This window comes from Plantibacter sp. (assembly GCF_059073635.1).
In genome coordinates, this window is sequence record NZ_JCACOF010000003.1 from 38,872 (window position 1) to 52,161 (window position 13,290).

The 13,290-nt window shown below is 68.9% G+C and carries 18 protein-coding genes and 1 pseudogene; 13 read left to right on the forward strand and 6 right to left on the reverse strand.

Annotation, left to right across the window (positions count from 1 at the left end; genetic code table 11):
• Positions 1-456 precede the first annotated feature (456 nt).
• Together AC5JOC_RS03245 and AC5JOC_RS03250 are read right to left on the reverse strand one after the other, a co-directional pair.
• Positions 457-1,152: pseudogene (locus AC5JOC_RS03245) on the reverse strand (phosphotransferase); the annotation flags it as partial.
• On the reverse strand, positions 1,059-1,697 hold the full coding sequence (locus tag AC5JOC_RS03250; RefSeq protein ID WP_494245337.1) for a phosphatase PAP2 family protein: 639 nt from the start codon (positions 1,695-1,697) through the stop codon (positions 1,059-1,061). The gene AC5JOC_RS03250 and the pseudogene AC5JOC_RS03245, both read right to left, overlap by 94 nt.
• Before the next feature lie 250 nt (positions 1,698-1,947).
• On the opposite strand from AC5JOC_RS03250, the gene AC5JOC_RS03255 reads away from it, so the two are divergent.
• The 3 genes from AC5JOC_RS03255 (at position 1,948) to AC5JOC_RS03265 (ending at position 3,346) form a co-directional block, all read left to right on the forward strand.
• Complete coding sequence (locus tag AC5JOC_RS03255) at positions 1,948-2,331, forward strand: cupin domain-containing protein (RefSeq protein ID WP_079704208.1); 384 nt, start codon at positions 1,948-1,950, stop codon at positions 2,329-2,331.
• A gap of 64 nt (positions 2,332-2,395) precedes the next feature.
• Positions 2,396-2,806, forward strand: coding sequence for an NUDIX hydrolase (locus AC5JOC_RS03260; RefSeq protein WP_494245339.1), 411 nt, complete (start codon positions 2,396-2,398; stop codon positions 2,804-2,806).
• Between the two features lie 267 nt (positions 2,807-3,073).
• Positions 3,074-3,346, forward strand: coding sequence for a hypothetical protein (locus AC5JOC_RS03265; RefSeq protein ID WP_494245340.1), 273 nt, complete (start codon positions 3,074-3,076; stop codon positions 3,344-3,346).
• Here AC5JOC_RS03265 and AC5JOC_RS03270 read toward each other — a convergent pair.
• Complete coding sequence (locus AC5JOC_RS03270) at positions 3,307-3,801, reverse strand: GyrI-like domain-containing protein (protein WP_494245342.1); 495 nt, start codon at positions 3,799-3,801, stop codon at positions 3,307-3,309. The two genes, AC5JOC_RS03265 and AC5JOC_RS03270, sit on opposite strands and share 40 nt — an antisense overlap.
• A gap of 41 nt (positions 3,802-3,842) precedes the next feature.
• Between AC5JOC_RS03270 and AC5JOC_RS03275 the strand changes: the two genes are divergently transcribed.
• Positions 3,843-4,310, forward strand: coding sequence for an LptM family lipoprotein (locus AC5JOC_RS03275; protein WP_124767723.1), 468 nt, complete (start codon positions 3,843-3,845; stop codon positions 4,308-4,310).
• 141 nt (positions 4,311-4,451) lie between these two features.
• Here the strand turns inward: AC5JOC_RS03275 and AC5JOC_RS03280 are convergent, their stop codons facing one another.
• Positions 4,452-5,288, reverse strand: a complete 837-nt coding sequence (locus tag AC5JOC_RS03280; RefSeq protein ID WP_086472353.1) for an alpha/beta fold hydrolase — start codon at positions 5,286-5,288, stop codon at positions 4,452-4,454.
• Positions 5,289-5,537: 249 nt separating this feature from the next.
• Positions 5,538-6,608 carry a S41 family peptidase gene (locus AC5JOC_RS03285; protein WP_086472352.1) on the reverse strand — a complete coding sequence of 357 codons (1,071 nt, stop codon included), beginning with the start codon at positions 6,606-6,608 and terminating at the stop codon, positions 5,538-5,540.
• Positions 6,609-6,731: 123 nt separating this feature from the next.
• Here AC5JOC_RS03285 and AC5JOC_RS03290 point away from each other — a divergent pair, with 123 nt between their 5' ends.
• The 3 genes from AC5JOC_RS03290 to bla all read left to right on the forward strand — a co-directional run bounded on the left by AC5JOC_RS03290 (position 6,732) and on the right by bla (position 8,396).
• Positions 6,732-7,127, forward strand: a complete 396-nt coding sequence (locus AC5JOC_RS03290; protein WP_494245344.1) for an SRPBCC family protein — start codon at positions 6,732-6,734, stop codon at positions 7,125-7,127.
• A gap of 82 nt (positions 7,128-7,209) precedes the next feature.
• On the forward strand, positions 7,210-7,461 hold the full coding sequence (locus AC5JOC_RS03295) for a hypothetical protein (RefSeq protein ID WP_494245346.1): 252 nt from the start codon (positions 7,210-7,212) through the stop codon (positions 7,459-7,461).
• Positions 7,458-8,396: a class A beta-lactamase gene (bla, locus tag AC5JOC_RS03300; protein WP_494245347.1), complete on the forward strand. Its 939-nt coding sequence runs from the start codon at positions 7,458-7,460 to the stop codon at positions 8,394-8,396. Before AC5JOC_RS03295 ends, bla begins: the two co-directional genes overlap by 4 nt.
• Before the next feature lie 14 nt (positions 8,397-8,410).
• Here bla and AC5JOC_RS03305 read toward each other — a convergent pair whose 3' ends face one another.
• A complete protein-coding gene (locus AC5JOC_RS03305) occupies positions 8,411-9,460 on the reverse strand; it encodes an SDR family oxidoreductase (RefSeq protein WP_494245348.1) in 1,050 nt (349 codons plus the stop codon).
• A gap of 85 nt (positions 9,461-9,545) precedes the next feature.
• Between AC5JOC_RS03305 and AC5JOC_RS03310 the strand changes: the two genes are divergently transcribed.
• The 6 genes from AC5JOC_RS03310 to AC5JOC_RS03335 all read left to right on the forward strand — a co-directional run bounded on the left by AC5JOC_RS03310 (position 9,546) and on the right by AC5JOC_RS03335 (position 13,290).
• Positions 9,546-9,860, forward strand: coding sequence for an ArsR/SmtB family transcription factor (locus AC5JOC_RS03310; RefSeq protein WP_124767719.1), 315 nt, complete (start codon positions 9,546-9,548; stop codon positions 9,858-9,860).
• A gap of 98 nt (positions 9,861-9,958) precedes the next feature.
• On the forward strand, positions 9,959-10,402 hold the full coding sequence (locus AC5JOC_RS03315; protein WP_159876346.1) for a hypothetical protein: 444 nt from the start codon (positions 9,959-9,961) through the stop codon (positions 10,400-10,402).
• Positions 10,395-10,721: a transcriptional regulator gene (locus tag AC5JOC_RS03320; protein ID WP_494245350.1), complete on the forward strand. Its 327-nt coding sequence runs from the start codon at positions 10,395-10,397 to the stop codon at positions 10,719-10,721. The genes AC5JOC_RS03315 and AC5JOC_RS03320 overlap by 8 nt, the downstream gene beginning before the upstream one ends.
• A gap of 119 nt (positions 10,722-10,840) precedes the next feature.
• On the forward strand, positions 10,841-11,980 hold the full coding sequence (locus AC5JOC_RS03325; protein WP_494245352.1) for an FAD binding domain-containing protein: 1,140 nt from the start codon (positions 10,841-10,843) through the stop codon (positions 11,978-11,980).
• A 27-nt stretch (positions 11,981-12,007) separates the two neighbouring features.
• Positions 12,008-12,361, forward strand: coding sequence for a UBP-type zinc finger domain-containing protein (locus AC5JOC_RS03330; protein ID WP_079704193.1), 354 nt, complete (start codon positions 12,008-12,010; stop codon positions 12,359-12,361).
• Positions 12,358-13,290 (forward strand): FAD-dependent oxidoreductase, encoded by a 933-nt coding sequence (locus AC5JOC_RS03335; protein WP_494245353.1) that lies wholly within the window; start codon positions 12,358-12,360, stop codon positions 13,288-13,290. Before AC5JOC_RS03330 ends, AC5JOC_RS03335 begins: the two co-directional genes overlap by 4 nt.

Below are 13,290 nucleotides of genomic sequence, written 5' to 3' on the forward strand. Positions count from 1 at the left end.
GAAGATCGGGTCGCCAGTGGTCGATTCCGCGAGGCCACGGAGCGGGCCGAGCTCGTCGGCGAAGGGGTACTCCGGGTGCCAGGCGTCACCGTCGCGCTCATCGCGTTCGACGATGCGTCGCGCGAGCGCCGGTGAGATCGGTTCGAGGGTGGTTCGTTCGGTGCGGATGATCATCGATGCCAGTCTGGCAGGGGCCAGACACGCATGATCGCCATGCGGTACCGGCCGGTCTGACGCCGCCGCCCAGAGTGCCCGTTCTGCTCTTGACCGGAGCGTCAGGGGACGGATTGCGCACTCTCGGTGGCCTCCTCGAGGACCTCCAGCTCGTGACGCACGTGGTCGAGTGCATCCCCGGGGTGGCGATGCTGCAGATCGTGCAGCATGAACCGGCAGGCCCAGATGCGCGCGGCCGTCGACGCCTCGTCGAGGCTCGCGCCCGTCGGTCCAGCCTGCGAGGAACGCCCGCCACACCGGCTGGTCGAGCAGCGGTATCGCGTGTGGGTCCAGCCGGAAGATGGCGGAGGTCCTGGCCCGGTCGTAGTCCGGCGACCCGGCTGCGGCGTTGGTCCAGTCGATGACGGCGGTCACGCGGTCGTCCGGCCCCAGCAGGATGTTCAACGGGTGGAGATCGAGATGCAGGAGCGAGCGCTCGCCGTCGATGGAGGCGAACGCCGGCGGAGCGGTGACCGTCCACAGCGCCGCCTGCGCACGACCACAGGCCAGACCCCGGGTGAAGGCCCGCTCCGCGGTCACCCCGCTGAGATCGGCGGCGACGGTGCCGTCGACCCGCTCGATGAGCGAGGCCGCCCATGGTCCGCCGTCGGTCGGGACGAAGGTACCGAGGGTCGCTGGAACCGGCACCGCCACGGAGGCTGCGTTCGCAGCGGCGAGTTCGTGCGCGATCGTCTCCGGGGAGCCCAGGCGCAGCACGACGTCGTCGGTACCGAACACCCGCCCGGTCATCCCGCCGAGCGGCTCGAGGCGTTCATGATCGAGCCCGAAGTGGGCGCTCGCTTCGATGAGGGCGCGACGGAATCCGCGCTCGTTGTCGTCGACCATCACGTCATCGTAGGTGAGGTGCGCCGTCGGGTCACGGCTGTCGTCACCGTCATCCCCGATGACGAGCGGGTCGCGGCTGAGCGGCGCTGCCATGCCACTGTCGCAACGATGAGGACGGTCGTGATCGCCAGGCCCAGGACCGCTCCCATCGCGACATCATGGACGTAGTGCACGCCTTGCACGACCCGGCCGGCGGCGACGAGCGCCGCCAGCGCGAGCGCCGAGCATGTGACCCACCAACGGCCGACGGCGATCGCTATGACGACGGTCGCTCCGAACGCGAGCGTCGCGTGATTCGACGGCAGTGACCAGTCGCCGGCCGGCGGGCATTCGGTCGCGATCGACCACCGGGTGCATGGTCGAGGTTGGGCGAAGAGGAGTTTCAGTCCCTCGCTCGCGGCGTAGGCGAGGCCGACCCCGGCGGCGCCGGCGAGCAGCCGCGCCCGCCGTTCCGGGTGGCGGACCCAGGCGAACGCAGCCGTCGACATCGTCGTCGCCGCCAGGAGTGCGAGGCCGATCTCCGAGGCGAGTTCGACGTTCGGGATGGCCGAGCCGAGGGCGGCGAGCCAGCGCGTGCCGACGACGCTGACGCTGCCCGGCGCTGGGGCGATGAGGAGGGTGAGAGCGAAGAGGGTCACCGCAGCGAACGGTAGGAGGGCGCGGCGATGCGGGATAGAGAGCGGCATGCCTCGACCGTATGGACTTGCCACCGGCATCGCATCGGACTCCGGATGGCCCTGATGTCGGCACCGAGTCGGATGTGGAGAGCGCTGAGATCGTGCAACCGGCGCGCTCAGTGCTGCAGTTGTGTGGTCGGAAGCCGGCGCGCACCGAGACTGAGGGGCGATACCGTGCCACGAGGCACGTCAGTCGCGAGACGATGGATGCATGACTGCTCTCCACGGAATCGATATCGCCGCCGAACTCCGACAGGTCGAGGCCCATTGGACTCCTCGAGTGGTCGGGCGGGTCAACGATCAATACGTGAAGGTCGCGAAGCTCCTCGGCCAGTTGGTCTGGCACGACCACGCGAACGAAGACGAGATGTTCCTCGTCGTCTCGGGCACGCTCCGTATCCAGCTCCCCGACGATGAGGAGGTCGTGCTCACGCCGGGCCAGTTCTTCGTGGTGCCGCGGGGCGTGCAGCACAATCCCATCGCCGACGAGGAGGTCGAGATCGTCTTGATCGAGACCGTCACGACCGCGCACACCGGTGACGTGATCGTCGAGGGCACGGTGCCCGTCGAGCGTCAGCTGGGCGACTTCCGCTGACGACATGATCGCCGGACGGCACTCGAACGTAGGGTGGGCGGATGCCTGTTCCGGATGAATCGCGTTGGACCACGCTCGGGAAGATGACGGTCCACCGAGGTCGGGTCACCTTGGTCGATCACGAGGTCCGATTGCCGGACGGGTCGCGGTCGAAGCCCCGCTCGATGCCGCCCGGCGTGAGCTCGAAGAAGAGCTCGGTATCGTTCCGGACGACCTCCGACCGCTGCACACCTTCTTCATGAACCCGGGGCGAGCGTCCTGGCCGACACACCTGTTCATCTCGACTCGAGGCATCCGCCCCGGCCTGGCAGACCTGTCGGATCCCGCGGAGCAGGTGCGGCTCGTGCGCATCCCGCTGTCCGAGCTCGACGCGCTGATCGCCACCGGAGCGATCGTCGACCCGCCGCTCATCGTCGCCCGAGCCGTGGCGGCGGCCCAGGGCATCCTCCCGCCGCTGGGAGTGGCAAACGAGTAACGATCTCGCTGAACGCATCTGACCGAGAGCTCGAGCAGGCGGCACCGGTCGCGCTCCCTCGATTCGGGTACGCTCGCGGCGTGAACGAAGACGAGACGCTCGTCCACGTGACGCACGACGCGCCGTGGCTTCCTCCCGGGAGGCCGGGCCGAGGTGGTCCGCCGGACGACGCCACCCCGGCCGATGTCGGTCGTACGCTTGCTCCTCCGCCACTCCGACCGGGTGTTCTGCGTGCCGAGGCAGGGGACAGGTCGGCTCGATCTCCCGATGCTCGAGGCCGCATCCGATGATGTCGACGGCACGGCGGCCGTTCGTGAACTGGTGCAACGCATCACCGGTGAGCACACGGGCATGCACTTCATCGGCGCCGTACGCAACGTCGTGGAGGCGCCGGCCGACGGATACGACTGGCCGGTCCCTGCCGCCCACTTCGGCGTGTGGGCTTCGGACGCGACTCCGATGGTTGACGGCACCTGGGTGCGTCTCGACGATGACGAGCATCAGCTGCGCGACCGACACTGGTACCCGTTGGTGAGCTGAGCCGACAGCTCAGCTGCGGCGACCTGACCGGAACGAGGCAGTCGACCTCGCCCTCGCGCCGATAGTGCTCGATGTGGGGACGGTCTCTCGTCGTGATCGGCGAGGTCGAAGAGCACGTCGAAGGCGCCGGCGATCTGCGCGTAGACGCCGGGCGCCTCGCCGCGAAGACGCAGCCTGAGGTAGTCGCCGCCGGGGATCACGGTCTCGTCCAGGCCGAGCGGGTTGTCGGCATCCCGGTCCAGCCGCACGGACGCCATGCGGTACCTGTCACTTCCTCCGTAGACCAGACCCATCATCCTGCGGCCCCGCAACGAGTCGAACGAGTTCTCGAACGCCGGCCAGGCCGCCTGCACCTGCTCGATGTCGAGTGCGACGTCCTGACTGAGGGCGGCGATGTCGTCGAGCGTCACGACGTCGATCCGGCCGAGCTCATGCGTCATCGGGAAGTGCCTCATGCCTCGTGTCTAACACGTGACGCCATGGTAGGAAGGTCCCCATGCGCCGCGCCGTCAGCACTCTCCTCGCCCTGTGTCTCGTCGGCGCACTGGCGGGGTGTGGTGTGTTCGACCGAGGGCCGAGCTACGAGTCTGCCAAGGAACAAGCGCTCTCCCTGCGTCAGGAGTTCGAAGCGACGTTGCCGGACGGAGCGTCGACGGTGAGCCAGAACGACGTGGAACTCGCCTGCAGCGGCGGTGCCGTCCAGTACGACGGCAGCATCACCGTGAGCGTCGCGGAGGACTTCGATCGCAACGCCTGGTTGGACGAGGCTGCAGCGATGTATGCCGACAGGGCGGCCTGGAAGGTCGAGAAGGTGGTCGCAGCCGACGACTCCTCAGACCTCACGAGTGGCGTCTCCTTCATCTCCGATGACGGCTACTACGTGCGTCTCGACGAATTCGCTGACACGTCCGAGTGGGGGCCGGTCCTCGTCCTGGGCGCGTCGGGTCCATGTGTGCGTCGTTGAGTCGACCGTTCGCCCGAACACCAGCGGAGACATCCGCCGAGGGATCGACGTCGGGTCATTGCGACGGCCGGACTCGGCCATCACACGAACGGCGCACCCGAGATCACCCGGGTGCGCCGCACGTCTCCGACGGTGGTTCCCTTACTGCTCGATGAAGGCGAGGAGGTCGGGGTTGATGATGTCGGCGTGGGTGGTCAGCATGCCGTGCGGGAAGCCCTCGTAGACCTTGAGGGTCGCGTTGCTGAGGAGCTCGGCCTGCTTGATGACCGCGTCCTTGTACGGCACGACCTGGTCGTCATCGCCCTGCATGCAGAGGACCGGCACGGAGATCGCCTTGAGGTCCTCGGTCTGGTCGGTCTCGGAGAACGCCTTGATGCCCTCGTAGTGCGCCACGGCGCTGCCGGTCATGCCCTGACGCCACCAGTTGTCGATGACGGGCTGGGACACGGTGACACCGTCGCGGTTGAATCCGTAGAACGGGCCCGAAGCCACGGCCTGGAAGAACTCCGCCCGGTTCGCGGCGAGCGCGCTCCGGAAGCCGTCGAAGACCGAGATGGGTGTCCCTTCGGGGTTGGCGTCGGTCTGCACCATCAGCGGAGGCACGGACGAGACCAGGACCGCCTTCGCCACACGACCCTGCGGCTCGCCGTACTTGGCGACATACCGCGCGACCTGACCGCCACCCGTCGAGTGCCCGATGTGGACGACGTTGCGCAGGTCGAGGTGCTCGACGACCGCCGACACGTCGCTGGCGTAGTGGTCCATGTCGTGGCCGGACCCGATCTCCGAGGACCGCCCGTGTCCACGTCGATCGCTGGCCACGACGCGGTACCCCTTCGACAGGAAGAAGAGCACCTGCGCGTCCCAGTCGTCCGACGACAGCGGCCAACCGTGGTGGAACATGATGGGCTGCGCCGCCGGGTCGCCCAGATCCTTGTAGTAGATTTCCGTGCCGTCGTCCGTTGTCACGAATGGCATGACTGACCTCCAAGCTCATGTCGAGCCAAGCCGTGCTCGGAACGACTCTCGCGAATTCCACTTCCACGGAATGTGGGAGCGCGACCACGGTAACGCGGCGAAGCGGCGGTTTCGACGGCCAGTCGAAAGTCCCGACACCTGTCCAAACCGGTTGCCGCAGACGTCCAGTTCCGAGTGGCCGAGAGTGCTCGTTCTGCTCGCTGGGCGTGCTCGGACGAGCAGAACCGGCACTCTCGGTGGACGGATCGTTCAGCCGCGGTCGGCGACCCACGCGCCGATCACCGCGGGGAGCTGCGTGAAGTCCTCGACGACGGTGTCGGGCTGGATCGGGACACCGTAGCGTTTGCCGGTGCGATCGGCGTCGACGGCGACCGTCAGGTTGACGACCGCGCCGTCGTAGAGGCGGACCGGCTGGTTCGCCGTGCTGAAGCCGTAGCTCGGCTGACCGAACACGCGCACGTCCGACTGCCCGATGAAGGCGATCGCGACCGCCTCCGCGGAGCTGCCGGTCATCCCGTCGATGACCACGGCGATCGGACCGTCCACCTTCGGCTGCGGCTTCGTCGCCGCGCTCTGTCGATTGCCGTCGGACGAGACGCCGCCGCCCGACACCGAGACGACCGTCGACCTGTCGACGGACTCGAAGGTCTCGACGGTCCCGTCATCGAGCAGTGGTGCCACGGCAGCCAGCATGGGCCACACGTTGCCGCCGTGGTTGTCCCGCAGGTCGACCACCCACGCCGACGTGTCGGGCCTGGCGGCGGTGATCGCATCGACGGCCGTGTCGATGTACCGCTGGCCGAAGGAGTCCTTTCCGGAGCCGCCACCGATGAGTGTCGGGAGGCGGATGGTCGTCACGCCGTCAGCGCTCGTGACGGTGGGCAGTTCGTTCTCCGCTTTCGATCCCGACGACGGCCCGAACAGTTCGGCCGCGGTCGCAGGATCGTTGAAGGTGGTGTGGGGGCCGCCGAGCTCGGCCGCCGCCTTCGTGAGCGGCCCGTAGGTGTCGGCATAGTCGGAGGCGTCCGCGACTGAGGCCAGAGCCCGCTCCCGCACCTGCGTGTAGCGGTCCGGCGTCGCGTCCACGCCCCGCTGCATCGCATCCAGCGCGACCTCCGCATACGTCTGCGGCGATGGTGGGACGAGGTAGATCCCGTACGACCGCAGGAGCGGCGCGGCGACGACCGCGCCGCCGACCACCAGCGCGAGGAATGATGCCGTGACGACGGCAGCGATGAGGCCACGCCGACGCCGACGACGTCGCTGTTCCATGGGGGCCGGTGATGGCAAGGGCGGTCGACTGCGGGTGATGCCGGGCATGCCTCCAGGCTACAAATCGTCGATGGTCGAATCGTCAGCCCGCAGGACGATCCCGCTCGCGGAGCATCATCCGCAGGCGGGACGTGGCGGATGGATCCCACACCGAGGTGGCAGGATGCGGTCATGAGAAGTCACCATGTGAGCCGGGTCATCGGCGCTTCGCCGGAAGCCGTTTACGAATACGCGTCCGACATCGACAATCTCCCACGGTGGGCGGCCGGTCTCGCGCAGGCCGAGGTGGTCCGCGAGGGCGACACGCTGTTCGTCGAGTCGCCGATGGGTCGGGTGGAGGTCCGGTTCGTCGAGCGCAACCGCTTCGGCGTGCTCGACCACGACGTCACCCTGCCGTCGGGGACCGTCGTGACCAACCCGGTCCGCGTGCTGGCCCATCCAGAGGGTGCCGAGGTGGTGTTCACCGTGCGCCAGATCGAGCTGGACGACGACGCGTTCGCGCGGGACGTCGCGATGGTTGCGGCGGACCTCGAGCGCCTCGATCGTCGGCTCACCGGGCAGGAATGATCGGCGCATGCCCGACCTGGCCCTGGCCCTGGTCTCGTCGGTTCGTGCGCCGTCGTTCCGGATCTCGCGATAGCGTCCTCCCATGGACTCGCTCGTGCAGCAACGGCTCGCCTTCGAACGTGAGCGCACCGTCGGCTGGGTGATGATCACGATCGGTCTGCTCTTCGTGGCCGGCTCCGTCTGGTTCGCAGCCGCGGGCTCCCCACTCAGCTGGGCGATGGCGGTGTTCTGGACCGTCTGGGCGTGCTTCGGCATCCGGCGGGTGGCGACTTCGCGTCGGACGCAGCACGCGTTCGAGCGGGAGCACGGCGCTACCGCCGGCGTTCGTCGATGACGCGGAGCACCGGTGGCGTCGTCGCCGTCGCCCTGGCCGGTGGGCTGGTGCTCGGGCTCGTGGGGTGCGCCTCCGCTACTCCGTCCCCGTCGGCGTCGCCGAGCTCCCCAACCTCGGCGCCAACGTCGGCGCCGCCCACGTCGATGCCCGACCTGTCCGGCGAGTTCCAAGCCCTGGAGGCCGAGTTCGGCGCGCGCGTCGGCATCAGCGCCGTCGACACCGGGACCGGCGCGCGCCTGTCCTACCGGGCTGACGAGCGCTTCGGGTACGCCTCGACGATCAAGGCGCTCGCCGCAGCGGTCTTCCTCCACGAGGTGCGCGGTTCGGCGCGTGACGAGGTCATCACGTGGTCGGCTGAGGATGTCGAGGCGGCCGGCTATTCGCCGGTGACGAGTGAACACGTCGAGACCGGCCTGACCCTGTCGCAGCTCGCCGAGGCCGCCGTCCGGCAGAGCGACAACACGGCCCTCAACCTCGTCCTCGCGCGGATCGGTGGGCCCGCCGCGTTGGACGCCGCCCTCGTCACGCTCGGCGATGAGGTGACCGAGGTCGTCAACGCGGAGCCGCTGTTGAACGTGATCGAACCGGGCAGCACCGATGACACCACCACCCCTGCCGCGTTCACCGACAACCTGACGCGCCTCGTCGACGGCTCCTACCTGGAGTCCGCCGACCGGGCGACGCTCCTCGCCTGGATGAGCGGCAACGCGACCGGCGACACCCTGATCCGGGCCGGTGCTCCGGCGGGATGGCAGGTGGCCGACAAGTCCGGGGGTGCGGGTGGGATCCGGAACGACATCGCGATCATCGACCGGCCGGGCGGCGACCCGATCGTCCTGACCATCCTCACGAACACACTCGACCCGGACGCCGAGTACGACGACGCGTTGGTCGCGGAGGCGGCGAGCGTCGCGCTCGCCGCCTTCGAGCAGTAGCCGGGCTCCTGCGCCTACGGGATGAGTCGCTGCTCCCGCAGGTCCTGGAAGATCCGGAGGAACATCGCCTCCGTGTCGACGTACTCGTGGAACCCGGCCCGGCGGGACTTCGAGGTGTCGGCGATGACGTCGTAGTCCCACGCGAAGACGAAGTCGCCGAACGCCCACGACGACACCTCGGCGTAGCTGGTGGGCGCGAGGCCGTGCCGCTCGACCATCGCGTTCCACAGGGCCTCCTTGTCGGCCATCACCTCGGCGAGGCTCATCTCGAGTGGCGGCGCGACGTCGAGGTCGAAGAAGGCGGCGATCTTCGGCCACATCGACGACCACCGGAACACGTCGCCGTTCGTGATGTTGAACGCCTCGTTGCGGGCATGCTCCGTGGTCGCCGCCCACACGGTGGCCTTCGCGAGGAGGTCGGCGTCGGTCATCTCGATCAGGCTCGTGTACGCGCCGGGCTTGCCGGGGAAGCGCAACGGGATGCCCAGTTCCTTGCTCATGGACGCGTAGACGGCGATGACCATCGCCAGGTTCATCGGGTTGCCCAGGCCGATCCCGGCGACGACCGACGGCCGCAACGCCGACCACGACCAGGCCGCCCCGACCTGGCGGCGCTCGAGGAACTGCTGCTGGTCGACGTTGAACTCCGGCGGCATGTGCGGCGGGTCGGACTCCTTCGCGGGTGTCGCGAAGGGTCCCAGGTGCGCGCCGTAGACCTTGTAGCCCTGCATCAGACTGATGTGTTCGAGGCCCGGCGCGACGGGTTCGACGGCATCGACGACGTTCGTGAGCATCGCGAGGTTCGGTGCGACGAGCTCGGCCCAGCTCGGGCGGTCCTGGTAGGCGGCGTAGAACAGGTGCGTCACCTCCGACAGGCCCTGCAACTGGTGGATGGTCGCGTCGCGGTCGAGCAGGTCCACCGCGAGGTGCCTGACGGATCCCCGGTCGGTACCGCCGCGGCGGGACAACCCGATCACGTCCCAGCCGAGCCCCTCGAGGTGGGTGATCAGGTTCCCGCCGATCACTCCGCGGGCTCCGACCACCAGTGCTGTGTGCTGTGTCATGACATCTCCATCGTTAGATCGCGATTTACCGATCCACAGTGTTGCACAACATCGTGGAATCGCGATATTGCGATATGGTCGACGTATGACGAACGCTGACGAGTTGGACCTGGTGGCGGTCTTCAAGGCGCTCGGCCACCCGACGCGCCTGGCCATCCTGGGGTGGTTGAAGGATCCCGAGTCGTTCCCGCCGCAGGATCAGCCGGCGGCCGAGGTCGGCGTGTGTCTCAAGCACATCCAGGCGAGGGCCGAGGTGTCGCAGTCGACGGCCTCGCAGTTCATGGCCACGCTCCAGCGCGCCGGCCTCGTGACGTGCACCCGGATCGGCCAGTGGTCGCACTATCAGCGCGACGAGGCCGCGATCGAAGCGCTCGGTCGGCACGTGACGCTCGCCGTCTAGGGGGGCCGTGGCGCGATGGCAAGCGTCGCGCCCGATGGTTGTTTCCTTTGGGGAAACACTATGATAGTTTCTTCAGACGCAACGACTGGAGGTCGATCATGGATCATGAAGACGCACAGGACCGCTTGAACCAGGCACGAGACGCCTCGCGCCGCTCCGCACGCCAGGGAGCGCTCACCACCGCCATCCTCACCGCGGTACTCATCACCGCGCTCGGGGTCGTCGTCGACCTCGACATGGTCTGGCTGCTCGGACTCGTCGCCATCGGGTTCGTCGCCCTGTCCCTCGCGCGCCCGGTGAAGCTCCGCCTCGACTGGTCGGACCGGACCGGCGTACTGCTGCTCACCGCGAGCGGCGTGGCGGTCGCCGTGGTCTACGTCGTGACCCAGTGGATCGCCCGTTCCGCAGGTGTCTCCGTACCGAACACGGTGTCCGCGGTCGTCGCAGCCGTCGTCGTGTTCGCCGTCTGTCTGCCCGCACTGGTGCGCCTCGCGAACGGCTCCACGCCGCTCGGCGGACGGTCGGGGTCGCGCGATGCCTGACGACGATGCAGCCGAAGACGCCGCGGTCAGCCGCCAGGCGCTGAACCCGCTCTTCCACGAGCCTGCCCGCCTCGCCCTGCTGTCCGCACTCGCGCCCGCCGAGTACACCGACTTCGCCTCGCTCCTGCGCATCACCGGCGTCAGCAAGTCGGCGCTCTCGAAGCACCTCTCGGCGCTCGCCGACGCCGGGGTGATCGAGGTCGGGAAGAGCGACACGGACCGCCGCGGACGCCGTATCGCACTCACGACGGAGGGCCGGGTCGCCTTCGACTCCTATCTCGACGCCCTCGATGCCATCGTGCAGCGGGCGCGTCGGTGACGCGGGGTCTTCCAGCGGCGGGCGGCGCTCATGGCTCGGCACCGGACTTCCGACGGACGTCGCAACGAGGCGTGACCCGCCCGACCTACGGTGGAAGCAGACCATCGGAAGGGGGCGCGATGCGAGCGACACCTGCTGGAGAGCGTCTGTCGATCGGGATCGTGGGCGGCTCCCTCGGTGGCCTGTTCGCGGCTTCCCTCCTCACGCGTCGCGGACATCGTGTGACGGTCTTCGAGCGGTCCAGGACCGGGCTCGAACGGCGCGGCGCGGGGCTCGTCGCCCAGCAGGAGCTCTACGACCTGCTGCACGCGGTGGGCCGTGACGCCGAGGCCCGCGTCGGCGTGGTCGCCACCGATCGCATCACCCTCGCTCGAGACGGCCGGGTCCTGACGAGCGACCCCACACCGCAGATCCAAGTCTCCTGGGACCACACCTACTCGGTCTTCCGCAGCCTCGTCCCGCCCGAGGGGTACCGGCTCGGACAGGCAGTCGCCACCGTGCACGACCGCGACGAGGGTGCCACCGTCGAGACGGCGACGGGGGAGCTGCACGAGTTCGACCTCGTCGTCGGCGCCGACGGACTCCGTTCGGTCACCAGGCATGCCGTCGCCCCCGACGACGACCGCAACCGGTACGCCGGGTACATCACCTGGCGCGGCCTCATCCCCGAAGCCGAGCTCCCAGCCGCCGCCGCACGCACCTTGCTCGGACGTTTCGCCTTCTACTCCGGTCCCGAGGTGCACATGCTCGGGTACCTCGTCCCCGGCGCGGACGGGGAGACCGAGCCCGGCGCGCGCCGCTACAGCTGGGTCTGGTACCGCAGCATGTCCGAGCGCGAACTCGCCGACCTCATGCAGCTGACGCACCGGCCGGCTGGGAGTTCCTCGACCGCGCCCGGCGACCTGCCGAGCGAGCTCCGCGAACGACTCCTCGCCGAAGCGGAGCAGCTCCTCCCACCGCCGTTCGCCGCAGCGGTGGCAGCCGAGCCGCGCCCATTCATGCAGGCGATCTACGACTACGTGCCGCCGCGCATGACGAGCGGGCGCATCGCGCTCCTCGGAGACGCTGCAGCCGTGGTCCGCCCGCACACCGCCAGGGGAGCCGCCAAAGCGGCCGGCGATGCACTCGCGCTCGCCGCGGGCCTGGACCTGGGGCTCGGTGTCGACGCGGCACTCTCGCAGTACGAGGCCGAGCGGCTCCCGATCGCGCGAGCAATCAGCGACTACGGCCGTCGCATCGCTCGTTCCCTGCAGCTCTGACCGCACACTCATCAGGAGGAGAACACCATGGACGACGTCGAGCAGTACATCAAGCCGGACGTCCCGCCGTCCGGGCCCGGTTGCGTCGAGTGCGAGGCGACCGACAGCTGGTGGCTGCATCTCCGCCGCTGCACGTTCTGCGGGCACATCGGATGCTGCGACGACTCCCTGAACAAGCACGCGACGAAGCACGCGACCACCACCGGTCATCGCGTGATCCGCAGCTACGAGCCGGGTGAGGACTGGTTCTACGACTACGGCACGGAGGAGTCGTTCGTCGGTCCGACCCTCGCGCCCCCGCTCAGTCACCCACGCTCGCAGACGGTCCCCGGGCCGCACGACCGTGTCCCCGCCCAGTGGGAACGACTCCTCGGTTCATGACCGTCGTCGGGGAGGTGGCGATCGCACCACTGCTCGTGTTCGAGCGGTCCTTCGGTCGCGAGGCCTTCGCGATCCGTGACTACCTCACCCGCAGCGGTGTCCCGTTCCAGACGGTGATCGTCGAGACGGACGAGGACTGTCGGGCGCAGCTCGGTTCGGGTCTGGCGGAGGCCCGGCTTCCCGTCGTCGCCTTCCCCGACGGCACCCGGCTCGCCGATCCGACGCCCGCGCAGATCGCCGAACACTTCGGCTGGATCAAGCGACCGCAACGCAGCGAGTACGACGTCCTCGTCTACGGCGCCGGACCGGCCGGCCTCTCCGCCGCGGTCTATGCGGCGTCCGAGGGACTCGATGTCGCCGTGGTCGAACGGGACGCCGTCGGTGGTCAGGCAGGATCCAGCAGCCTCATCGAGAACTACCTCGGCTTCGCGCACGGCATCTCCGGCGCAGCCCTCGCGGAACAGGCTCGTCGACAGGCGATCGCGTTCGGCGCCGAACTGCTCGTCATGCGTCACAGCCTGAGCCGGAGCTTCGGCGACCATCACATGCAGGCCGAGCTCGCGGACGGCTCGCGACTCTCCGCGCGGGCGGTCGTCTGTGCGACGGGGGTGCAGTGGCGTCGCCTCGGCTTGCCGAAGGAAGACGAGCTGGAGGGCTCCGGCGTCTACTACGGCGCCGGCACGAGCGAGGCGTCCTCGTGCGTCGGCGAGCACGTCTACATCGTGGGCGGTGCGAACTCGGCGGGCCAGGCGGCGATGAACCTCGCCGCGCACGCTGAGCGGGTCACCGTCCTCGTCCGCGGTCACTCCCTCTCGTCGACGATGTCGACCTACCTCCTGCGCCGCTTGCTCGCGGCCCCCAATGTCGAGATCCTCGTGGACACGACGGTCACCGCGCTCCACGGCGACGACCGCCTCCGCAGTCACTGA